The 22,838-nt window shown below is 65.9% G+C and carries 17 protein-coding genes; 10 read left to right on the forward strand and 7 right to left on the reverse strand.

Going from position 1 to position 22,838, the window contains the following annotated elements; all coding sequences use genetic code 11:
- Positions 1 to 467 precede the first annotated feature (467 nt).
- Complete coding sequence (locus ACT4OC_RS24075; RefSeq protein ID WP_444841543.1) at positions 468 to 1,292, reverse strand: DUF4118 domain-containing protein; 825 nt, start codon at positions 1,290 to 1,292, stop codon at positions 468 to 470.
- Between the two features lie 267 nt (positions 1,293 to 1,559).
- Between ACT4OC_RS24075 and ACT4OC_RS24080 the strand changes: the two genes are divergently transcribed.
- The 8 genes from ACT4OC_RS24080 (at position 1,560) to ACT4OC_RS24115 (ending at position 10,609) form a co-directional block, all read left to right on the forward strand.
- The gene (locus tag ACT4OC_RS24080; protein ID WP_444841544.1) at positions 1,560 to 1,694 is read left to right on the forward strand and encodes a hypothetical protein; all 135 of its coding nucleotides are present in this window, start codon (positions 1,560 to 1,562) and stop codon (positions 1,692 to 1,694) included.
- Positions 1,695 to 1,705: 11 nt separating this feature from the next.
- Positions 1,706 to 1,795: a K(+)-transporting ATPase subunit F gene (locus tag ACT4OC_RS24085; protein WP_016846764.1), complete on the forward strand. Its 90-nt coding sequence runs from the start codon at positions 1,706 to 1,708 to the stop codon at positions 1,793 to 1,795.
- A 112-nt stretch (positions 1,796 to 1,907) separates the two neighbouring features.
- Entirely contained in the window at positions 1,908 to 3,611 is a 1,704-nt protein-coding gene (gene kdpA / locus ACT4OC_RS24090; RefSeq protein ID WP_444841545.1) for a potassium-transporting ATPase subunit KdpA, read from the forward strand.
- A 22-nt stretch (positions 3,612 to 3,633) separates the two neighbouring features.
- Complete coding sequence (gene kdpB / locus ACT4OC_RS24095; RefSeq protein ID WP_444841546.1) at positions 3,634 to 5,742, forward strand: potassium-transporting ATPase subunit KdpB; 2,109 nt, start codon at positions 3,634 to 3,636, stop codon at positions 5,740 to 5,742.
- 105 nt (positions 5,743 to 5,847) lie between these two features.
- Positions 5,848 to 6,453 (forward strand): K(+)-transporting ATPase subunit C, encoded by a 606-nt coding sequence (locus ACT4OC_RS24100; protein WP_444841547.1) that lies wholly within the window; start codon positions 5,848 to 5,850, stop codon positions 6,451 to 6,453.
- Between the two features lie 43 nt (positions 6,454 to 6,496).
- Complete coding sequence (locus ACT4OC_RS24105) at positions 6,497 to 9,211, forward strand: DUF4118 domain-containing protein (protein ID WP_444841548.1); 2,715 nt, start codon at positions 6,497 to 6,499, stop codon at positions 9,209 to 9,211.
- Positions 9,208 to 9,897 carry a response regulator gene (locus tag ACT4OC_RS24110; protein ID WP_444841549.1) on the forward strand — a complete coding sequence of 230 codons (690 nt, stop codon included), beginning with the start codon at positions 9,208 to 9,210 and terminating at the stop codon, positions 9,895 to 9,897. Before ACT4OC_RS24105 ends, ACT4OC_RS24110 begins: the two co-directional genes overlap by 4 nt.
- Positions 9,898 to 10,009: 112 nt before the next feature.
- Positions 10,010 to 10,609, forward strand: a complete 600-nt coding sequence (locus tag ACT4OC_RS24115; protein WP_444841550.1) for a pyridoxamine 5'-phosphate oxidase family protein — start codon at positions 10,010 to 10,012, stop codon at positions 10,607 to 10,609.
- 54 nt (positions 10,610 to 10,663) lie between these two features.
- On the opposite strand, the gene ACT4OC_RS24120 is transcribed toward ACT4OC_RS24115, so the two are convergent.
- Positions 10,664 to 12,271 (reverse strand): AMP-binding protein, encoded by a 1,608-nt coding sequence (locus ACT4OC_RS24120; RefSeq protein ID WP_444841551.1) that lies wholly within the window; start codon positions 12,269 to 12,271, stop codon positions 10,664 to 10,666.
- A gap of 210 nt (positions 12,272 to 12,481) precedes the next feature.
- Positions 12,482 to 12,676 carry a hypothetical protein gene (locus ACT4OC_RS24125; protein WP_444841552.1) on the reverse strand — a complete coding sequence of 65 codons (195 nt, stop codon included), beginning with the start codon at positions 12,674 to 12,676 and terminating at the stop codon, positions 12,482 to 12,484.
- Between the two features lie 101 nt (positions 12,677 to 12,777).
- On the opposite strand from ACT4OC_RS24125, the gene ligD reads away from it, so the two are divergent.
- Positions 12,778 to 15,387, forward strand: a complete 2,610-nt coding sequence (gene ligD, locus ACT4OC_RS24130; protein WP_444841553.1) for a DNA ligase D — start codon at positions 12,778 to 12,780, stop codon at positions 15,385 to 15,387.
- Between the two features lie 141 nt (positions 15,388 to 15,528).
- Here the strand turns inward: ligD and ACT4OC_RS24135 are convergent, their stop codons facing one another.
- A complete protein-coding gene (locus ACT4OC_RS24135) occupies positions 15,529 to 15,693 on the reverse strand; it encodes a DUF3309 family protein (RefSeq protein ID WP_428131675.1) in 165 nt (54 codons plus the stop codon).
- A gap of 160 nt (positions 15,694 to 15,853) precedes the next feature.
- On the opposite strand from ACT4OC_RS24135, the gene ACT4OC_RS24140 reads away from it, so the two are divergent.
- The gene (locus ACT4OC_RS24140) at positions 15,854 to 16,162 is read left to right on the forward strand and encodes a polyhydroxyalkanoic acid system family protein (protein ID WP_444841554.1); all 309 of its coding nucleotides are present in this window, start codon (positions 15,854 to 15,856) and stop codon (positions 16,160 to 16,162) included.
- Here the strand turns inward: ACT4OC_RS24140 and glgX are convergent, their stop codons facing one another.
- From glgX to ACT4OC_RS24155, 3 genes are all read right to left on the reverse strand, one after another.
- Complete coding sequence (gene glgX / locus ACT4OC_RS24145; protein WP_444841555.1) at positions 16,163 to 18,238, reverse strand: glycogen debranching protein GlgX; 2,076 nt, start codon at positions 18,236 to 18,238, stop codon at positions 16,163 to 16,165.
- A gap of 4 nt (positions 18,239 to 18,242) precedes the next feature.
- Positions 18,243 to 20,390: a 1,4-alpha-glucan branching protein GlgB gene (gene glgB / locus ACT4OC_RS24150; protein WP_444841556.1), complete on the reverse strand. Its 2,148-nt coding sequence runs from the start codon at positions 20,388 to 20,390 to the stop codon at positions 18,243 to 18,245.
- Positions 20,391 to 22,838: putative maltokinase (locus ACT4OC_RS24155; protein ID WP_444841557.1), on the reverse strand; the 2,448-nt coding region annotated here is incomplete at its 5' end.

Raw genomic sequence — 22,838 nt, forward strand, 5'->3', positions numbered from 1 at the left:
AGAGGGCGCGGAGAAGGCCGGGCGCCGGCTGCGCCCGCAGCACCGTGTGCAACGGTAGTAAGAAAACGCACACGGATTTGACAGGTACAGCCAGGACATCCCGACCTTCCCCGCGCAATGGTTTTAAGGCTTATACGTGATCTCCCCGGGGAGCGGCCTTTCTTGCCCCCGTAGCCGGCGGAAGCGAATCCCACCGACGTAGCGCCAGGGTCGCGGCGCCAGGACCACACGACTTCGCCGTCCGCAGCTAGCGTTTCGCCCGGTGCAAGCACCTGACGCAGCAAGCGGCCCATCGCAACCCGCACCACATTTCGTGACGATCGCGAAACGTCCCTCACGGTGGCACGGGCTGGGCGGGTTATGGCAACATTTTCCGAAAAATGGAAGTAACGAATTGTTACAGATAATCCGAAAATGCGAAGCCGTCGACGGGACGACAGCAGTTTGCCGCGCTGCCGGCGGCCGGTTCAATTCGCGGCCCCTCGTCGACGATCGAGCGCCAGCGCCAGGATGCTCGCTACCACCGTGACCGGAGTATCCGGCGTCGAGGGGCGCTCCTCCGGATCGAACGCAAGTCCAATGACGGCGCTCTGACCTTCCGCCGTCCGGACCGGCCAGAAATCGAACCGGGAGGCCGGGTGTGGATAGACGCCGCCGCGCAGGACGGTTCCCGTCGCCACGCACGACCGTGCTGCTTCCAGATCGGCCTCCTGGAGTTCTGCGTCGCCGGCCCGCTCGATCGAAACGATCCTTCCTTCGACGGCCAGCATCGCGACGGCGGGAACCCGGAACAGCGAGGCAAGCGCTTGAGACGCGATCGAGGCGATCGCATCGACATTGCCGGCCGCCACGACGTCCCGGCTGTAGCCTTGCAGGATAGCCGCCTGCCTTCTGAGCTGGGACGCCTCGATCGCTCGCCGGTGGGACGCAAACGCGACGGCACTCACGACGAGGCCGACCACGAACAGCAACGCCATGGCCCAGATGTTCGAGGGGTCGTCGATAACCAGCGTGTAGCGCGGTTCGGTGAGAAAGAAATTGAAGGCCAGGGCGCCGAGTACTGCCGCGCACAGTGAGGGACCAAGGCCAAGGCCGAGTCCGGCGACGATGACCGGAATGACGAATACGAGGGAGAGATTGGGAATGTTCACCTTGCTGTCGACGGCGATGGCGACGATCGTCGCGGCGGCGGTCATTGCGACCGAAGCAAGATAGCGCATCCACACCGAAGCCAACGGGTCGGTGTCGGCTTCGGTGACGTCAGGTTGCAGCCTGGATTCGAGATTGGCCATCGCTACGACTCCCGCGCTCAATGGTTGAAGTACGACATGTGCCGACGAAGCCGTAGGAAAGCCAGAGGAGCCGGCAAGGCACGGCATAGGAGAAGCATAGGAACGCGGACGAGATCCGCGTTTCGGGCCGCGGCCTGCAGCCCGACGTCGCGCAACCGTCAAATGACGGCAGGGAATATCGAGATCGGGGCACTTATGGGATTCCTATAACGTGCCTATTCCCGTCCTCTCGAAAACCTATGCGCCGGATGGCACTTCAGCCCGCGTATGAAGCGGACCGTGCATCGCGGCCCGCATTGCGGCGCACTGGAACATCCCATGCTCGACATTCTCATGCTTGCCATCGCCGCCGGCCTGTTCGCCGCCGGCATCGGCTACGCCTACGTCTGCGAACGGCTCTAGGGGAGGGCGGCATGATCTTCGATTACTCGCTCGCCGGCCTCGTCTCGCTCGGCCTGCTTTTCTACCTCACTTACGCCCTGCTGCGCCCCGAGCGCTTCTGAGGCGTGGTGATGTCAGGACAGCTCCTGCTGGCGCGTGCGCTGCTGAGCGTGGCGCTGCTCGGGCTGTTGGCCGTCCTCCTTCATTCGAAGAAGCTTCGAAAGGTTTGATGTCATGACCGCCATCGGCTGGGTCCAGATCGTCCTCTACTGCGTCATCGTCGCCGCGCTGGCCAGGCCGCTCGGCTGGTACATGACGCGCGTCTTCAACGGCGAATCCACCTTCCTGTCGGCGGTGCTGCGGCCGGTCGAAGGCGCGATCTACCGGATCGGTGGCGTTGACGAGAGGCGCGAGCAGCACTGGCTGACCTATGCGGTCGCCATGCTGCTGTTCCACGTCGGCGGCTTCCTCATCATCTACGGGCTGATGCGGCTGCAGGCGTTCCTGCCGTTCAATCCGGCCGGGCAGGGCGCGGTTGCCGCGGATCTGTCGTTCAACACCGCGATCTCCTTCATCACTAACACCAACTGGCAGAACTACGGCGGCGAGAGCACGCTGTCCTATCTGACGCAGATGGTGGGCCTGACCCACCAGAACTTCCTGTCGGCTGCGACCGGCATCGTGCTGGCGGTGGCGCTGATCCGCGGCTTTGCGCGCTCCTCGATGCGCACCGTCGGAAATTTCTGGGTCGATGTGACGCGCTGTACGCTCTATGTGCTGCTGCCGATCTGCATCGTCTACACGCTGTTCCTGGTCTGGCAGGGCATGCCGCAGACGCTCGGCCCCTATGTCGAGGCGACGACGCTGGAAGGCGCCAGGCAGGACATTGCGGTCGGCCCGGTCGCCTCGCAGGTCGCCATCAAGATGCTCGGCACCAACGGCGGCGGCTTCTTCAATGCCAACGCCTCGCATCCCTTCGAGAACCCGACCGCGCTGTCCAACTTCGTGCAGATGCTCTCGATCTTCACGCTCGGTGCGGCGCTGACCAACGTGTTCGGCCGCATGGTCGGCAACGAGCGTCAGGGCTGGGCCATCCTCGCCGTGATGGGCGTGCTGTTCGTCGCCGGCGTCGCCGTCGCCTACTGGGCGGAAGCGGGCGGCACCTCGATCCTGAGCGGCCTTGGGCTGACCGGCGGCAACATGGAGGGCAAGGAAGTCCGCTTCGGCATCGTCGCGTCCGCGCTGTTCGCGGTCATCACCACGGCTGCCTCCTGCGGCGCGGTGAATTCCATGCATGACAGCTTTACCGCGCTCGGCGGCATGATCCCGCTGATCAACATGCAGCTCGGCGAGATCATCGTCGGCGGCGTCGGCGCCGGCATGTACGGCATGCTGCTGTTCGTGGTGCTGGCGATCTTCGTCGCCGGCCTGATGGTCGGCCGCACCCCGGAATATGTCGGCAAGAAGATCGAGGCGCGCGAGGTCAAGATGGCGATGCTCGCCATCCTGATCCTGCCGCTGATGATCCTCGGCTTCACCGCCATCGCCGTGGTCTATCCGACCGCAGTCGCCTCGACGGCCAATGTCGGCCCGCACGGCTTCTCCGAGGTGCTCTATGCCTACAGCTCGCAGACCGCCAACAACGGCTCGGCCTTCGCGGGCCTCACCGGCAACATCTTCTTCTACAACGTCACCGGCGCCATTGCGATGTTCGTCGGCCGCTTCCTGATGATCGTGCCGGCGATGGCGATCGCCGGCTCGCTTGCCGAGAAGAAATCCGTTCCCGCCTCGGCCGGCACCTTGCCCACCACCGGCGGCCTGTTCGTCGGCCTCGTCGTCGGCGTCATCCTGATCCTCGGAGGCCTCACCTTCTTCCCGGCGCTGGCGCTCGGCCCGGTCGTCGAGCACCTCGCCATGAACGCCAACACCGTCTTCTGATCGAATGCTTGGAGCGACATCCATGGAACCCGTACATAAAACGAACAAGCGGATGCCGGTTGCCGCGATGCTGGATCCGAAGATCGTGGCGCCCGCGGTCCGCGCGGCCTTCGTCAAGCTCGATCCGCGGCTGATGATCAAGAGCCCCGTGATGTTCGTTGTCGAGGTCGTCGCCGCGCTCACCACGGCGCTCTTCGCGCGCGATATCGTCACCGGCGGCGCCGGCCTCGGCTTCACCTTCCAGATCGTCCTCTGGCTCTGGTTCACGGTGCTGTTCGCCAACTTCGCCGAAGCCGTCGCCGAAGGCCGTGGCAAGGCGCAGGCGGAATCGCTGAAGAAGACCCGCACCGAGAGCCAGGCCAAGTTGCTGGAGGCCGCAGGCCGCAACTTTCGCCTCGTCGCCGGCACCAGCCTGAAGGTCGGCGACATCGTGCTGGTCGAGGCCGGCGACAACATCCCCTCGGACGGTGAGGTGATCGAGGGCGTCGCTTCCGTCAACGAAGCCGCGATAACAGGCGAATCCGCACCCGTGATCCGCGAATCCGGCGGCGACCGCTCGGCCGTCACCGGCGGAACCCAGGTGCTGTCCGACTGGATCAAGGTGCGCATCACCGCGGCGCAAGGCTCCACCTTCATCGACCGCATGATCAGGCTGGTCGAGGGCGCCGAGCGGCAGAAGACGCCCAACGAGATCGCGCTCAACATCCTGCTCGCGGGCCTCACCATCATCTTCGTGTTCGCGACGGTGACCATCCCGAGCTATGCGGCCTATGCCGGCGGCTCGATTCCGGTCGTGATCCTGGTGGCGTTGTTCGTCACGCTGATCCCGACCACGATCGGCGCGCTGCTCTCGGCGATCGGCATCGCCGGCATGGACCGCCTGGTGCGCTTCAACGTGCTGGCGATGTCCGGCCGCGCTGTCGAGGCTTCCGGCGACGTCGACACGCTGCTGCTGGACAAGACCGGCACCATCACCCTCGGCAATCGGCAGGCGACCGCCTTCCGTCCGATCCGCGGCGTGAGCGAGCAGGAGCTGGCCGATGCGGCGCAGCTCGCCTCGCTCGCCGACGAGACCCCGGAAGGCCGCTCCGTCGTCGTGCTGGCCAAGGAGAAATACGGCATCCGAGGCCGCGACATGAAGGAGCTCGCCGCCACCTTCGTGCCGTTCACGGCGCAGACCCGGATGAGCGGCATCGATGCCGGCTCCACTTCGGTCCGCAAGGGCGCGGTCGACGCGATTCTCGCCTTCGTCGGCGGCGTGTCGCAGCCGGTTGCCAGCGGCAATGTCGCCCGCGCCATGCAGCCGGTTTCCGAAGCGGCCCGCGAGCTGCATGCGATTTCGGACGAGATCGCCAAGGCCGGCGGCACGCCGCTTGCGGTTGCGAAAGACGGCAGGCTGCTCGGCGTCATCCAGCTCAAGGACATCGTCAAGGGCGGCATCCGCGAGCGCTTTGCCGAGCTGCGCCGCATGGGCATCCGCACCATCATGATCACCGGCGACAACCCGATGACCGCGGCCGCCATCGCGGCGGAGGCGGGCGTCGACGACTTCCTGGCGCAGGCGACGCCCGAGGACAAGCTGAAGCTGATCCGCGACGAGCAGGCCAAGGGCAAGCTGGTGGCGATGTGCGGCGACGGCACCAACGACGCGCCCGCGCTGGCGCAAGCCGACGTCGGCGTCGCCATGAACACCGGCACGCAGGCGGCGCGAGAGGCCGGCAACATGGTGGACCTCGATTCCAATCCGACCAAGCTGATCGAGGTGGTCGAGATCGGCAAGCAGCTGTTGATGACGCGCGGCGCGCTGACGACGTTCTCGATCGCCAACGACCTGGCGAAATACTTCGCGATCATCCCGGCGATGTTCCTCGCCTTCTATCCGCAGCTCGAGGTGCTCAACGTCATGCACCTCGCCAGCCCGCAGAGCGCCATCCTGTCGGCGATCATCTTCAACGCGCTGATCATCGTCGCGCTGATTCCGCTGGCGCTGAAGGGCGTGGCCTACCGCGCCGTCGGCGCCGGTGCGCTGCTGCGCCGTAACCTGCTGGTCTACGGTCTCGGCGGCATCGTCATTCCCTTTATCGGCATCAAGGCCATCGACATGCTCGTCGTCGCCTTGAACCTGGCCTGACGCGTCATTGCGAGGAGCGAAGCGACCGAAGCAATCCATGCTTTGCCGGTTGCACGATGGATTGCTTCGCTTCGCTCGCAATGACGGCTACTACAGGAGACTCACATGCTCAGAGAAATTCGCCCCGCCATTCTCGTCCTGGTCATGCTCACGCTGATCACGGGCCTGGCCTACCCGCTCGCCATGACCGGCATCGCCGGCGTCATCTTTCCGAAGCGGGCGCAAGGCAGCCTGATCGAGAAGGACGGCAAGGTGATCGGCTCCGCGCTGATCGGCCAGCCGTTCACGGAGGCCAGGTATTTCCACGGCCGGCCGTCGGCGACGGTTGGACCCGATCCGGCCGATTCCAACAAGACCGTGTCCATGCCTTACAACGCCGCGAACTCCGGCGGCTCCAATCTCGGCCCGACCAGCAAGGCGCTGGCCGACCGGATCAAGCAAGACGTCGAGACGCTGAAGGCCGAGAACCCCAATGCGCCGGTGCCGGTAGACCTCGTCACCGCCTCGGCCAGCGGCCTCGATCCCGACATCTCGCCGGAGGCCGCGTTGTTCCAGGTGCCCCGTATCGCCAGGGCGCGCAACATGTCGGAGGATAACATCCGCCAGATGATCGCCATGAGCGTCCAGGGGCGCTTCGCAGGCCTGCTCGGCGAGCCGCGCGTCAACGTGCTGACGCTCAATCTGGCGCTGGATCGTGCGGCTTCGAAATGAGCGATCGCTAGGCTGAGGCGGAGCAGGGGAATATAGTGCGGTAATGGTCCAGCAGCATCGCGATTCCCCGCAACGTCCGTCGCCGGAGGCCCTGCTGGAGGCGGCCCGGCGCGAGGAAGGCGGCTGCGGCCGCCTCAAGATATTCGTCGGCGCCGCCCCCGGCGTCGGCAAGACCTTTGAGATGCTCTCGAGCGCGCATGCCAAGCTCAAGGCGGGCGCCGACGTGGTGGTGGGGGTGGTCGAGACCCACGGCCGCGCCGAAACCGAGGGGCTGCTCGGGGGGCTGGAGGTGCTGCCGCGCAGGCGGATCGACTACAAGGAACAGGTTCTCGAGGAGATGGACATCGACGCGCTGATCGCGCGCCGGCCGCAGATTGCCATCGTCGACGAGCTAGCCCACACCAACGCGCCGGGCTCGCGTCATCCCAAGCGCTATCTCGACGTCGAGGAGCTGCTGTCGCACGGCATCGACGTCTATACCGCCGTCAACATCCAGCATATCGAGAGCCTCAACGACGTCGTCGCGCAGATCACCCATGTGCGGGTGCGCGAGACGGTGCCGGATTCGGTGTTCGACCGCGCCGACGCCATCGAGCTGATCGACCTCACGCCCGACGACCTGATCCAGCGTCTCAAGGAGGGCAAGGTCTACGTCCCGAAGCAGGCCGAGCGCGCGCTGGAGCATTATTTCTCGCCCGGCAATCTCACCGCGCTGCGCGAGCTGGCGCTGCGGCGCACCGCCGAGCGGGTCGACGAGCAACTGCTCACCCACATGCAGGCCAATGCGATTCCCGGCCCGTGGGCCGCAGGCGAGCGCATCCTGGTCTGCGTCAGCGAAGACCCGCGCGCCGCCGGCCTCGTGCGCTACACCAAGAGACTTGCCGACCGGCTGCATGGATCGTGGACCGCAATCGCCATCGAGACGCGGCGCACCCTGCAGCTCACCGACGAGCAGCGCGATCGTCTCGCCGAGACGATGCGGCTTGCGGAAGCCCTCGGCGGTGAGGCCATCACCATCCCCGGCGTCGGACGGCGCATCGCCGACGACCTGATCGGATTCGCCCATGCCAACAACGTGACGCAGATCGTCGTCGGAAAATCGACCCGCTCGCGCTGGTTCGAGCTGGCGCACGGTTCGGTCGTGCACGATCTGGTGCGGCGCGCCGGCAATATCAGCGTGCACGTCATTGCCGGCGAGGAGCAGCCATTGGAAAGGACCGCGGTGCAGACCGCGGCACGGGCCGACCCGTTCGACCCGAAGCCCTATCTGATGTCGCTGGTGATCGTGGCGGTCGGGCTCGGCATCGCTGTGCTGATTCAGCCCTGGTTCGGCATCGAGAATGTCGACCTCGTGCTGCTCACCGCAGTGGTCGGGGTCGCCGTCCGCTACGGCCTGTGGCCGTCCCTGCTCGCCACCGTCGCGGCTTCGCTGTGCTACAATTTCTTCTTTATGCCGCCGGTTTACACCTTCACCATCGCCGAGCCCACCAATATCGCGGCGTTCTTCCTGTTCATGGTGGTTGCGATTCTGGTCGCCAACGTCGCGGCCCGTGTGCGCTCGCAGGCGGACACGGCGATCGGGCGCGTGCGCACCACCGAGTCGCTCTACGCCTTCAGCCGCAAGCTTGCGGGCACCGCAACGCTCGACGACGTCCTGTGGGCGACGGCCTATCAGATTGCGCTGATGCTGAGGGTGAGGGTTGTGCTGCTGCTGTCGCAGGACGGCGTGCTCACCGTGATGGCCGGTTACCCGCCCGAGGACCAGCTCGATCAGGCCGACCTTGCCGCAGCGAATTGGGCCTGGGCCAACGATCGCCCGGCGGGCCGCGGCGCCGATACGCTGCCGGGCTCAAAGCGTCTCTTTCTGCCGATGCGCACCGGGCGCGGGCTGATCGGCGCGATCGGCATCGATAGCGACAAGACGGGACCGCTGTTCACGCCGGACCAGCGCCGGCTGCTCGATGCGCTGGTCGATCAGGGCGCGCTCGCCATCGAGCGCGTGCTGCTGGTCGAGGACATGGACCGCGTCAAGCGCACGGTGGAATCCGACCGGCTGCGCGGCGCGCTGCTGACCTCGATCTCGCACGATCTGAAGACCCCGCTCGCCTCGGTGCTCGGCTCGGCCTCCACGCTGCGCGACCTCGGCGACGGCCTCGACGATGCGCAGAAGCGCGAGCTGCTTGCCACCGTGATCGACGAGTCCGAACGGCTCAACCGCTTCATCGCCAACCTGCTTGACATGACCAAGCTCGAATCCGGTGCGATCGTCCCGAACACGGCGCGCCACGACCTCGGCGAGATCGTCGGCAGCGCCCTGCGCCGCGCCGGCAAGATCCTCGTCCATCACAAGGTGCGGCTCGAGCTCGCCGCCGACCTGCCGATGCTGGAGCTCGATGCCGTGCTGTTCGAGCAGGTGATCTTCAACCTGCTCGACAACGCGGCGAAATACGCCCCGGCCGACACCACGGTCTCGATCAAGGCGGCGCGGGACGAGGATGCGGTCCTGCTGCAGGTCCTGGACGAGGGAAGCGGCATTCCGCCGGCCGAGCTCGACAGCGTGTTCGACAAGTTCTACCGCGTCGAGAAGGGCGACCACGTCCGCCCCGGCACGGGCCTTGGCCTCGCAATCTCCCGCGGCTTTGTCGAGGCCATGCGCGGCAGCATCTCGGCGGCCAACCGCACCGACCGCCCGGGCGCCGTGCTCACCATCCGCCTGCCGCTGCCCGAAGGTGCAGGCCGACTGGAAACCGCCGCATGAACGCTGCCGCCATCAAGGTCCTCGTGATCGACGACGAGCCGCCGATCCGCAAGCTGCTGCGGATGGGTTTGAGCACGCAGGGCTACGAGATCATGGAGGCCTCGAGCGGCAAGCTGGCGCTGGAGCGGCTCGCCGAAGGCCCGGCGCTGATCATCCTCGATCTCGGATTGCCCGACGTCGGGGGCCACGATCTCCTGCGCATGATCCGCGCCCGCGACGACAGCGTTCCGATCGTGGTGCTGTCGAGCCGCGGCGACGAGGCCGGCAAGGTGCAGGCGCTCGATCTCGGCGCCGACGATTACCTGACCAAGCCGTTCGGCATGGACGAGTTGCTGGCGCGCATGCGCGCAGCGCTGCGCCACCAGTTGCAGGCGCAGGGCGAGCGGCCGATATTCCGCAGCGGCGATCTCTCGGTCGATCTGGTGCGGCGCCTCGTCAAGGTCGGCGAGCGCGAGGTGAAGCTGTCCCCGAAAGAGTACGATCTCCTGCGCGTGCTGGTGCAGCACGCCGGCAAGGTGCTGACCCATCGCTTCCTGCTGAAGGAGCTCTGGGACGAGCTCACCGACGCGCAATATCTGCGCGTCTACGTCCGCCAGCTGCGGCAGAAGATCGAGGCCGATCCGGAACGTCCGCAATTCGTGCTGACCGAGACCGGCATCGGCTATCGCCTGCGCGCGGCCGATTGACCGCGACGTTCCGCCTGGTGCCGCACTTCAGGCGCCGGTCGGGGGTGAATCATGCTATGCTCCAGTCGCGTTCACACCGGCCCGGCGGCCTGGAAGCGGAGGAAGCATCGCCATGTCCGAGATGTTTCACGAAGGCAATCGACAGCTGCAGGATCGCTTCGACAGCCGCCGCATCTCGGATCGGCTGGAGGAAAAGCTCACGCGCCGGGAATTCACGGCCGACGACAAGGCCTTCATCGAGGCTCTGCCGTATTTCTTCCTGGCGACGGCCGACGATCGCGGACGGCCGGATTGCTCGTTCAAGGGCGGCCCGCCCGGCTTCGTGCGCGTCACCGGACCGTCGGAGATCGCGTTCCCGGATTATGACGGCAACGGCATGTTCAAGAGTCTCGGCAACATCGCCGTCAACGGCGGCGTCGGCCTTCTCTTCATCGCCATGCACGGCAAGCCGAAGCGCCTGCGCGTCAATGGCAGCGCCAGCGTAAGCGACCGCGATCCGCTATTGGCCGGGACCGTCGGCGCCCAGCTCATCGTTCGCGTCACCGCGCGCGCGATCTTTCCGAATTGTCCGCGCTATATTCCGACGATGCAATCGATCGAGCCGTCGATCTACATGCCCCGCGCCGGAGCGGAGCCCGAGGAGCCCGCGTGGAAGGGCTTTGCGGATTTCAAGGACTGCATCCATCCGCGCCAGCCGACGTTCAAGGGATGAGGGCGTCGCCAGCTGGCGCCAGTCGCGCCGCCAAGGGGCGGCGATGATGCGATCCTACAGCGCCGTCATCTCGCCCTTGGTCCAGGCTTCGCGCAGCCTGAACTTCTGGATCTTGCCGGAGCCGGTGAGCGGAAACGCGTCGACCACGAACCAGTGCTTCGGCGTCTTGTGCGGGGAGAGCGAAGCGCGCATGTAGTCGATCAGCTCCTCCTTCTCGATCGCGGCGCCCGGCACCGGCCGGATGAAGGCTGCGACCTCTTCGCCCCATTTCTCGTGCGGTACGCCGATCACCGCGACCTCGCCGACCTTGGGATGCTTGAACAGCAACTCCTCCAGCTCGCGCGGATAGATGTTCTCGCCGCCGCGGATGATCATGTCCTTCAGCCGGCCTTCCACCGTGCAGAAGCCGCGCTCGTCCATGGCGCAGAGATCGCCGGTGTGCAGCCAGCCGTCCTTGTCGATGGCAGCGGCCGTCGCCTCCGGCATGTCGAAATAGCCGAGCATGACGTGATAGCCGCGGGTGCAGAACTCGCCGATGGTGCCGATCGGCACCGTCTCGCCGGTGGCGGGATCGATGATCTTGGTCTCCATGTTGGGCAGCGGCAGCCCGATGGTGCCGGCCTTGTCCTCGACGCTGTCGTCGGTGCGGGTCTGCGCCGCCACCGGCGAGCACTCGGTCTGGCCGAACACGATGGTGAAGGGGGCGCCGAGCTTTTCCTCCAGCCGCCGCACCAGCGCCGCCGGCACGGTGGAGCCGCCGGAGCAGATCGCCTTGACCCCGGACAGGTCCGTGGCCGCGAAGTTCGGATGCTCCAGCATCGCAATCAGCATGGTCGGTACGCCGAGCATCGCATTGCCGCGGTATGTATTGAACATTTCAAGCACGATGGCGGGGTCGAAGGCCTCGACCAGCACCTGCGTCGCCGCCTTGGAAACCGCGCCCATCACGCAGCAGACGCAGCCGCCGGTGTGGAACAGCGGCATGGCCGTGATGAAGACGTCGCCGGAGCCGACGCCCATGCGGTCGGCGGTGTCGGCGCCGTTGTTGAGGAGCCCGCGGTGACGGAGCAGGGCGCCCTTGGGAAAGCCGGTGGTGCCCGAGGTGTACTGGATCATCACGGGATCGTCGGGCCTGACGGCGGGCAGCGCGATGCTCGCATCGTCGCCCGCCGCGATGAACTTGTCCCAATCGTCGAAGCAGACGATCTCTCGCAGCTCGGGGCAGTTCGGCTGCACCGCCTGTACCGTCTCCAGCATCGGATTGCCGCGAAAGCCGTTGACCACGAAGACGCCGGCCGAGCGCGACTGCTTCAGCACGTACTGCACCTCGTTGGCGCGGAAGCCCGGGTTCACGGTGACCAGCACCATGCCCGCCATGCCGGCGCCGAACTCCAGCATGATCCATTCCGGGATGTTCTGCGCCCACACCGCGATGCGCTCGCCTTGCTTAAAGCGGGTCAGCAGCGCGCGGGCGGTGCGCTGTGCCTCGCGGTACAGCTCGGCGTAGGTCCATGTGCGCCGCTGCGCCGGATCCGGCACACCCGCGATCAGGGCGGCGCGGTCGGGTGCGGATTCCGCCGCCTTGCGCAGGAGGTCGCCGAAGGTCATTTCCCGCACCGCAGGCGTGGCCGGTCCTGCGACATGCGACATCGTCAAAGCCATTTTCGTCCTCCCCGGCCGCACCCTTGTGAAGGGGCGGCATTTCTCCGGGAGGCAAAATGCCTTTGGATGAGGGTCAATGCAAGACGAGAACCTCGCGCCGAATTCGCTCGTCATGCCCGGGCTTGACCAGGCTTGACCCGGGCATCCACGACTTTCTTTCTCATTGCGCCAAGGACGTGGATGGCCGGGACAAGCCCGGCCAAGACGGCACTAACTGGCCCGCCGCTGCCTCGCCGCCGAGCGGTGCGACTTTCGCGCGGGACGGCAATGCGCGGTGCTGCGGCGCGCGGTCGAATGGCTGCGGCGCTTGGTGCCGCTGCCGCGCCTGCCGCCCTTCAGTATCGCCCTCGACCACGTCACCAGCGACGGCTTCAGGGAGCCTTTCCAGTAGGCGCGGGGAGCCATTGCAATCTCCGGGACGGGCTTTAGGGTTCAGGAACCTGAACGGATGCCAGCCGTTTTCGTTCCGTGGGGCCTGCCGTCGCTGCGCCTGCAAGGATTGCGTTGTGCACAAGAGCCTGACCACCTATCGGAAGAAGCGCGACTTCGAGATCACCTCGGAGCCCTCGGGCGACGTCCGGGTCGCGCCCTCCAGGCAGCGGCGGTTCGTGATCCAGAAGCATGACGCGACGCGGCTGCATTACGACCTGCGCCTGGAATTCGACGGCGTGTTCAAGTCATGGGCGGTGACCAAGGGGCCATCGCTCGATCCGCACGACAAGCGTCTGGCGGTGGAGGTCGAGGACCACCCGCTCGACTATGGCGATTTCGAAGGCACCATTCCGGAAGGTCAGTATGGCGGCGGCACCGTGATGCTGTGGGACCGTGGCTACTGGGAATCCGAGGATCTGGATCGCGGGTTCAAGAAGGGGGATCTGAAGTTCACTTTGCACGGCGGCAAGCTGCATGGCAGCTGGGTGCTGGTGCGGATGAAGGGCGACCGCTACGGCGGCAAGCGCACCAACTGGCTGCTGATCAAGCACCGCGACGAATATGCGCGCGACGGCGGCGAAGACATCGTGGAGGAGGACCGTTCGGTCGCTTCCGGCCGCTCGATGGACCAGATCGCCGCCGGCAAGGGCCGAGCGCCAAAGCCGTTCATGCTGGCCAACGGCAAGACCAAGGCCGATGCGACCTGGGATTCCAACCGTGGTTCGGCGGCGGAGGCGCGCGCGAAGACCAAGGCCGCTGCGCCGGCCAAGGCGAAGGTGGCTGCGGCGAGGAAGGTCTCCGCCATGCCGGACTTCGTGCCCCCGCAGCTCTGCGCTTCGGTGGAGAAGCCGCCGCGTGGCGATGCCTGGTGTCACGAGATCAAGTTCGACGGCTATCGCGTGCAGCTTCGCGTCGAGGACGGCGAGGTTGCGCTGAACACGCGCAAGGGACTGGACTGGGCGGACAAGTTTCCCGAAATTGCGGAGGAGGGGCGCGGCCTGCCCGATGCGCTGATCGACGGCGAGATCGTCGCCATCGACCGCAAGGGCCTGCCGGACTTTTCCGCGCTACAGGCGGCCATTGCCGACCGCAAGACGGCCAATCTCGTCTATTTCGCGTTCGACCTGTTGGTTGCCGATGGCGAAGACCTGCGCCCGTTGCCGTTGCGTGAGCGCAAGGTGCGCCTGAAACGTCTGCTCGAGGCGCGCAAGGGCAAGGCGAAGCTGATCCGCTATGTCGAGCATTTCGAGGAGGACGGCGAAGCCGTGCTGGAATCGGCAAAGCGGCTCGAGCTGGAAGGCATCGTCTCCAAGAAGCTCGATGCACGCTATCACTCCGGCCGCAGCGAGAGCTGGACCAAGGCCAAGGTGCGCGCCGGGCATGAGGTGGTGCTCGGCGGCTGGAAGACCACGGGCGGCAAATTCCGCTCCCTGATGGCCGGCGTCTACCGCGGCAAGCATCTTGCCTTCATCGGCCTCGTCGGCACCGGCTTTGGCGCCGATACGGTGCGCCGGCTGATGCCGCACCTGAAGGCGAACGCGTCGGACGAAAATCCCTTCAGCGGCGCCAACGCGCCCAAAAAGGCACGCGACGTGCATTGGCTGAAGCCGAAGCTGGTCGCGGAGATCGAGTTCGCCGGCTGGACCGCGGACAACAATATCCGCCAGGCCGCCTTCAAGGGCCTGCGCGAGGACAAGCCGGCACGCGAGGTCGAGGCGGAGACGCCCACCAGGCACCAGGTCGCAACGCCCATTGTCGCGCGATCGCCGGCCAAGAAGGGTGCCGAGGTGATGGGGGTTGCCATCTCCAATCCCGACAAGGCGCTGTGGCCGGACGGCGGCGACGGCAAGCCGGTCACCAAGCTCGATCTCGCCCATTATTTCGAGGCCGTCGGCGACTGGATGATCGGCTATCTCAAGGGCCGGCCTTGCTCGGTGGTGCGCGCGCCCGACGGCATCGATGGCGAGAAGTTCTTCCAGCGCCACGGCATGGCGAGCACGCCGAAGCAGCTGGAGCTCGTCAAGGTCGCCGGCGACCGCAAGCCCTATATCCAGATCGACCGGGTCGAGGGGCTGGCCGCGGTGGCGCAATCCGGCGGCGTCGAGTTGCATCCCTGGAATTGCGCGCCGGACCAATACGACGTTCCGGGCCGGCTGGTGTTCGATCTCGATCCGGCGCCGGATGTGGATTTTCCCGAGGTGATCGAAGCCGCGCTGGAGATGCACAGGCGGCTCTCTGCGCTGGGCCTTGAAAGCTTCTGCAAGACCACCGGCGGCAAGGGACTGCATGTCGTTGCGCCGCTGCTTGTGGGCGCAAGGGGCAAGGTGGACTGGAAGGAAGCAAAGGCCTTTGCGCAGGGCGTTTGCCAGTGGATGGCCAATGACGATCCCGAGCGCTACCTGCTCAACATGTCCAAGCAGAAGCGCAAGGGCAAGATCTTCCTCGATTATCTGCGCAACGACCGCATGTCGACGGCGGTCGGCGTGCTGTCGCCGCGCGCCCGCTCCGGCGCCACCGTGTCGATGCCGCTAACCTGGACGCAGGTGCGCGGCGATCTCGATCCCAAGCGCTATACGATCCGCACCGTGCCGGCGCTGCTCGGGAAGAGCAAGGCGTGGGACGGCTACGAGGATGCGGCCGGTTCGATCAAGGCGGCGATGAAGAAGCTGGCGGAGAGGCTGTAGATTTGTAGGATGGGCAAAGCGACTACGTCCGCCGTAGCTCAACGAGCGAAGGCGGAAGCGTGCCCACCTTCCTTGCGGCTCTCTTGAAGGTGGGCACGGCGCAAGCGCGCCTTTGCCCACCCTACAAGGTCCGTGTCTTTTTCAGATCTTGCCCAGCAACAACAGAATCAACAGGATCACGATGATCAGCCCGAGCCCGCCGCCGCCGTAATAGCCGGTGCCGTAGAACGGGCCGCCGCCGATGCCGGAAAATCCGCCGAGCAGGGCGATGATCAGTATGATCAGTATGATTGTGCCAATGGACATAAATCTCTCCTCAGCCCTCGAGCGGGCGCCGTTGCCATTCTGCCCTTTGGACGAAAAAACGAACGGGAATCACGATCGTTCCGTGGCCTGCGACGCCATATCCGGCCCTTTCGTTTCGCGCGGGCGGAACTACATTGAGCCGAGATGACGGAGAAGAGCGATGTCCGCGCCGCTGATCGTTTCCATTCCGCACAGCCTCGGCCGCGAGGAGGCGATGCGACGGCTGAAGACGGGTCTTTCGCGCGCGGCATCGCATGTGCCGATCCTCAGCGTCGAGGAAGAGCGCTGGGAGGACAGCCGCATGGTCTTCCGGGTGCGTGCGCTGGGCCAGGTCGCGCATGGTCATGCCGACGTCGCCGACGACCACGTCAAGGTGGAGGTGACGCTGCCGTTCCTGCTGCAGCGCTTTGCCGAAATGGCACAGGCCGCCATCCGCGATCGCGGCAAGCTGCTGCTCACCAGGAAATAGTTAGCGCAGGCCTGCGAAGGCCAGCACCGTGCGCGGCGGCGCCCTGGTCGCAGCGCCGGCGGCGAAATCGGCCGGCATCTGCTTGATCGCGACGGTGTTCAGCACCTGCTGCCAACGCGAGTATTCCGGCAGTTTCGGCAGATGGATGGCGATCTCTTCCGGTGCGGCGTTCAGCACGATGAAGATCGGCGCGCCGCTGCGCTCGATCGGAGCGAGCACGTAGGACAGGAACCGGCCTTCCGGGAAATTCCAGTCCTGCTCCTTCATCTCTTCCGCCGCCGGCGTCAGCCACAGCACGCCAAAGGAGCCGTCGGGCCGTCGTCCGTCGAGCCAGCGCGGGTTGCGCATCTGCGCAAAGCGAAGGCGCAAGGCGGCGAGGTGGCCGATGAAATCGGTGAGATCCTCGCCCTCGCGGCCGAGATTTTCCCAGTTGACCCAGCCGATCTCGTTGTCCTGGCAGTAGGCGTTGTTGTTGCCGTTTTGCGAGTTACCGACCTCATCGCCGGCGAGCAGCAGCGGCAGACCCTGCGCCAGCAACAGGCAGGCGAGCTGGTTGCGCCGTAGCTGCCGCCGGAGCGCGATGATCTTCGGATCGTTGCTCGGACCCTCATGACCGCAATTGGTGCTGTGGTTGTCGTTGGCGCCGTCGCGATTGTCCTCGCCGTTGGCGAGGTTGTGCTTCTTGCCGTAGGAGAAGAGGTCGGCGAGCGTGAACCCGTCATGCACGGTGATGTGGTTGATCGAGGCGCGCGGCCTGCGGCCGCCGTGCCGGAACAGGTCGGAGGAGGCGGTCATGCGGCTCGAGACCTCGCCGATCAGGCTGCCTTCGCCGCTCCAGTAGCGCCGTAGCGCGGTGCGATAGCGGTCGTTCCACTCCGACCATTGCGAGGGGAAGCTGCCGACCTGGTAGCCGCCCATGCCGACGTCCCACGGCTCGGCGACGAGCTTGACCTGCGCCAGCACGGGATCCTGCCGGATCGCGGTGAGGAAGCCGCTGTGGCGATCGAAGCCGTTCGGCCCGCGCGCAAGCGTCGTGGCGAGGTCGAAGCGAAACCCGTCGACATGGCAGACCTCGACCCAGTAGCGCAGTGAATCCATCACCATCTGCAATACGCGCGGATGGGTGAGATTCACGGAGCTGCCGCAACCCGTGAAGTCGTCGTAGTAGCGCGGGTTCTCCGGCTTCAGCCAGTAATAGGAGGCATTGTCGATGCCGCGGAACGACAGCGTCGGCCCGAGATGATTGCCCTCGGCGGTGTGGTTGTAGACCACGTCGAGCATCACCTCGATGCCGGCGTCGTGCAGCCGCGCCACCGTGGTGCGGAAGGATTCCAGCGCATTGTCCTGGCCGGCATAGCGCGCCTCCGGTGCGAAGAAGCCGATGCTGTTGTAGCCCCAGTAATTGACGAGCTTCTTCTCCACCAGCATGCGGTCGTCGATCAGTGCGTGGATCGGCAGCAGCTCGATGGTGGTGACGCCGAGCCGCTTCAGATGATCGATCATCGCGGGCGAGCTCAAGCCGGCATAGGTGCCGCGCAGCTGCGACGGAATGTCCTCGCGCAACTGCGTCAGACCCTTGACGTGGGCCTCGTAGATGATGGTGTTTTCCCAGGGAATGTTGGGACGGGCCTGGGGGCGGCCCACAAGGGTCTCGTCCACCACGACCGCCTTGAGCATGCCGCGCGCGTTGTCGCGCCGGTCGAAGGACAGATCCTCGCGCGCGCTGCCGAGGCGAAAGCCGAAATGCGCATCGCTCCAGACCAGTCGGCCGGCCAGCCGCCGCGCATAGGGATCGAGCAACAGCTTGTTCGGATTGAAGCGGTGGCCGCGTTCCGGCGCATATGGGCCATGCACGCGGTAGCCGTAGAGCTGGCCCGGCGAGACGTCGTTGAGATAGCCGTGCCAGACGTCTTCGGAGCGTTCCGGCAGCTCGATGCGCTCGAGCTCGCGCCGCCCCTGCGCATCGAACAGGCAGAGCTCGACTTTCTCCGCATGGACCGAGAACAGCGCGAAATTGGTGCCGCGGCCGTCCCAATTAGCACCAAGGCGGGACGGCGATCCGGCGGAGAGGCGCATCCAGTCAGCTTTCGGGTACGAGGAAGATCGCAGCCAGCGGCGGAATGGTGAGATTAAGTTCGTGGCCATTGCCTTGCAACGCTTCGACGAGGCCGGCGTTGCCGACATTGCTGCCGCCATAATGGGCGGAATCCGAGTTGAGCGCCTCGCGCCACTTGCCGCCGAACGGCACCCTGACGCGATAGTTGTAATAGACGTTGGGAGAAAAATTCACGACGACGACGCAAGCTGCGCGCTCGGCAAATCCCTTGCGCAGCCAGGCGAACACGTTGCGGCCGGCGTCATCCGTGACCAGCCATTCGAACCCGGACGCCTCGCAATCGAGCTCGTGCAGCGCGGGCGTGGTGCGGTAGAGCTGGTTGAGGTCGCCGATCAGCGCCTGCACGCCGGCATGGTTCTTGTTGTCCGGCAGATTCCAGTCCAGCGAATGGTCGTGGCTCCATTCGCGTTCCTGGCCGAACTCGCAGCCCATGAACAACAGCTTCTTGCCGGGATGACCGAACATGAAGCCGTAATAGGCGCGCAGGTTGGCGAAGCGCTGCCACGCATCGCCGGGCATGCGCCCGAGGATCGAGTGTTTGCCGTGCACGACCTCGTCATGCGACAGCGGCAGGATGAAATTCTCCGAGAAGGCGTAGTGCAGGCCGAACAGGATGTCGCCGTGATGGTACTGGCGATGCACGGGATCCTTGCCGACATATTTCAGCGTGTCGTGCATCCAGCCCATGTTCCACTTGTAGCCGAAGCCGAGCCCGCCATGTTCCACCGGCCGCGACACCTGCGGCCAGGCGGTGGATTCCTCCGCCGCCGTCATCGCCTGGGGAAAGCGCGCATAGAGCTCGGTGTTGAAGCGGCGCAGGAAGGCGATGGCGTCGAGATTTTCCCGCCCGCCGAGTCGGTTCGGCACCCAGTCGCCGGCGGGGCGGCTGTAGTCGAGATAGAGCATGGAAGCCACCGCATCGACGCGCAGGCCGTCGATGCCATAGTGCTCCAGCCAGAACAGCGCGTTGGAGATCAGGAAATTAGTCACTTCCGTGCGGCCGTAATTGTAGATCAGCGTGCCCCAGTCGAGATGCCGCCCCTGCTTGGGATTGGCGTGCTCGTAGAGCGCGGTGCCGTCGAAATGGCCGAGCCCATGCGGATCGTCGGGGAAATGCCCGGGCACCCAGTCGAGGATTACGCCGAGCCCTTCGCCGTGGCAGGCCTCGACCAGCGCGGAGAAATCGGCAGGAGAGCCGAACCGGCTGGTCGGCGCGAACAGCCCGGTCGGCTGGTAACCCCAGGAGCCGTCGAACGGATGCTCGCTCACGGGCAGGAGCTCAACATGGGTGAAGCCCATGTCTCTGACATAGCCGGGCAACTGCTCGGCGAGCTCGCGATAGGTCAGCCAGCGGTTGCCGTCCTTGCGCCGCCATGAACCGAGATGCACTTCGTAGATCGAGATCGGCGCGCTGCGGGCGTTGATGTCCGATGGCGCCGGCCGCGGCCGCGGCACCGCCGTCAGGTCCGTCACGATCGAGGCGGTCTTCGGCCGCAATTCGCCGGCGAAGGCGACCGGATCGGACTTCATCGGCAGATGCTGGCCGCGCGGACCGATGATGTCGAACTTGTAGTGATCGCCTGCCCGGGCGCGCGGGACGAACAACTCCCAGTAGCCGTTGCCGCGCACCCGCATCGGATGCCGCCGCGGATTCCAGTAGTTGAAATCGCCGACCACGCTGACGCGCTTCGCGTTCGGCGCCAGCACCACGAAGGCAACGCCCTCGACGCCGTCGAGCGTCAGCGGATGCGCGCCGAGCTTGTCGTAGATGCGCTGGTGCGTGCCTTCGCCGAGCAGATAAAGATCGTACTCGCCGAGCACCGGCGGAAAGCGGTAGGGATCCTCCAGCTCGACGACGTTGTTGCCGAAATGGGCGCGGAGCTGATAGCGCGCAGCACCCTCGGGGGCGGCGCCTGCGAACAGCCCGGCCTCGTGAATGCGCGTCAGTTTTGCCGCATTGCCTTGCTCGCCGACCGCATCGACCTCCGTGGCCTCGGGCAGAAAGGCGCGTACGATGCTCTTGCCGCCTTCCTTGTGCAGGCCAAGATAATGGAAGGGATCGGAATGACGTCCCTCGACGATGGCATAGGCTTCGGCGGAGAGTTTGCTCATTCAGCTCGTCGGCGGTTGCTGCGACAGCATACGAAGGATGGCGGCGAGGGGGAAGCGCAGCCGGTCCGCCCGATGCGCCGCTTCGTGCTCTATCTCGTAAAGCGCCCTCTCCAGCAGGAAAAAGTCGATCAGCCGCTGCGCGGCCCAGGGATCGTCCGGCCAGAGGCGCGCGTCGGTCATGACCTCGCGGTAGCCCGACAGGCAGGCTTCGACCGCACGGTCGCGCCATTCGCCGAGCCGCAAGGCCAGCCGGCCCTGATCGTCGGGCGCGACCTTCAGGGCGCGCTGCAACGCCGCATCGACCGCTGCGTCGATGGAATGGATCAGGCCGGCGACGTCGCGCCCGGCCGGCATTTTGCGCCGGCGCTCCGCCAGCGTGCGGCCCGCTTCGCCCTCGAAACCGGTGATGAACACGTCGTCCTTGACGATCAGCACCTGCGGGAGTGCGAAATTGCCGTGGTGACGGATCAGCGCGAGGGGGGCGTCGCGCGGCGGCAGGCGGCGCAGAACCTCCTGCATCGTCGCCCTCTGCGCCGCGAATTGCTCGATCAGCGGACGATCGGCCTCGGCGAGGCTGCTACGGTATAACTGCAGCACGTCGAGTGCGCGCTCGATTCCGTCGATGGTCTCCTGCGTCCAGCGCTGCCAATCGCTGTCCCTTGCCGGCTCGGGCGCAAATCCGGCCTCCACCGTGTCGGCTGCCAGCGTCAAATGCAGCTCGGCCAGCCGCCGTCCGATCTGCGTCATCTGCCGCAGCTGCGCCGGCTGCTCTTCGCCGTCGCCGTCATTGAGGAGCCGGTGCTCCTCGACGAAGCGGTCGAGCCAGGCCGATGTCACGGTCCAGGCGTCGCCTTGGTTCTGCACCTGCACGTGTAATGTCGCGAGCGTGCTGCGGCTGCCGTTGGGCTCGACCAGCTCGGCCGTGCCGAGCAGCGCCGGCGTGTTGGAATAGTCCGCTACGTCCGTGAGGAAGCGGCCCATCTCGGCGGCCGGATGAACGCCGGGCTCGAGCTTGCGGAACAGCTTGAACGCAAAGCTGTGATCGACCAGCGCGGAACTGGCCGGGAACTCGCTTTCGAAGCCGCGCACGCGGCTCGGCTCGCGCACCATGCTGTCGTCGAACTTGCTGGTGGGCCGGAATTCCAGTTTGAGGTCCTGCTGGCTCTCGTCCACGGTGAGGCGTTCGCGCAGGTTTCGCAGCATGAGGCCGATGAAGATCGGCTCGGTCGCGACATCAAGCAGCGTCCCCTCGCGCGCGCCCTGGCGCACGGCGGCCAGCGCCCGCGGGTTGTAGTGCTCGCGGTCGAAGCGCACCCATTCGATCTGCATCGGCAGCACGTAGCGCGCGGTCTGCCCCCGCTGCTTCGCCTCGAAGAAGACCACCCACGGCCTGTTGTCGCCGATGTCGCAGAAGGGAATGGCCGAGACGAGTTTCGGCTGGATCGCGCGTGGCGCCCGCTCCGGATACCAGCGGGTCCGCGACAAATGTCCCGGCAGCACATCGCGCTCGAACATGCCGCGCTCGCGCGCCAGCGACACCCAGGTCGAGCCGACCGGCACCACCAGCGTCTCGAATTCCGGCACTGCGCGCGGCCGCACCGGCTCGGACTTGTCGGGCGGCTGCAGCTCGAACCAGTAGAAGCCGTAGGGCCCCAGCGTGATCATGTAGGGCAGCTCGCCGATCGCGGGAAAGCGCGAACGGCCGAGCATCTCCAGCGGAATGCGGCCCTTCCAGGCCGACAGGTCGAGCTCGGTCGCCTGCGCCGATCGCGACAGATTGGCGACGCAAAGGATGACCTCGTCACGGTACTGCCTGACATAGGCCAGCACGGCCCGGTTCTCCGGACGCACGAAGGTCATGGTGCCGCGCCCGAAGGCGGCGATGGACTTGCGCACCGCGATCAGCTTCTTGGTGGCGGAAAGCAGCGAGCCGAGGCTGCGCGACTGCGCCTCCACGTTCACGGCTTCGTAACCGTAGACGGGATCCATGATCATCGGCGCGTAGAGCCGCGCCGGATCGGCGCGCGAGAAGCCGCCATTGCGGTCGGAGGTCCACTGCATCGGCGTGCGCACGCCGTTGCGGTCGCCGAGATAGATGTTGTCGCCCATGCCGATCTCGTCGCCGTAATAGACGATCGGCGTCCCCGGGAACGACATCAGCAGCGAATTCATCAGTTCGATCTTGCGGCGGTCGTTGTCCATCAGGGGCGCAAGACGGCGGCGGATGCCGACATTGATGCGGGCGCGCGGGTCGTTGGCATAGGTCGACCACAGATAGTCGCGCTCGACGTCGGTCACCATTTCCAGCGTCAATTCGTCATGGTTGCGCAGGAACAGCGCCCACTGGCAGTCCGGCGGAATGTCCGGCGTCTGCCGCATGATGTCGGCGATGGGAAAGCGGTCTTCCTGCGCGATCGCCATGTAGATGCGCGGCATCAGCGGGAAGTG

This window comes from Bradyrhizobium sp., from assembly GCF_052389815.1.
Classification (GTDB): domain Bacteria; phylum Pseudomonadota; class Alphaproteobacteria; order Rhizobiales; family Xanthobacteraceae; genus Bradyrhizobium.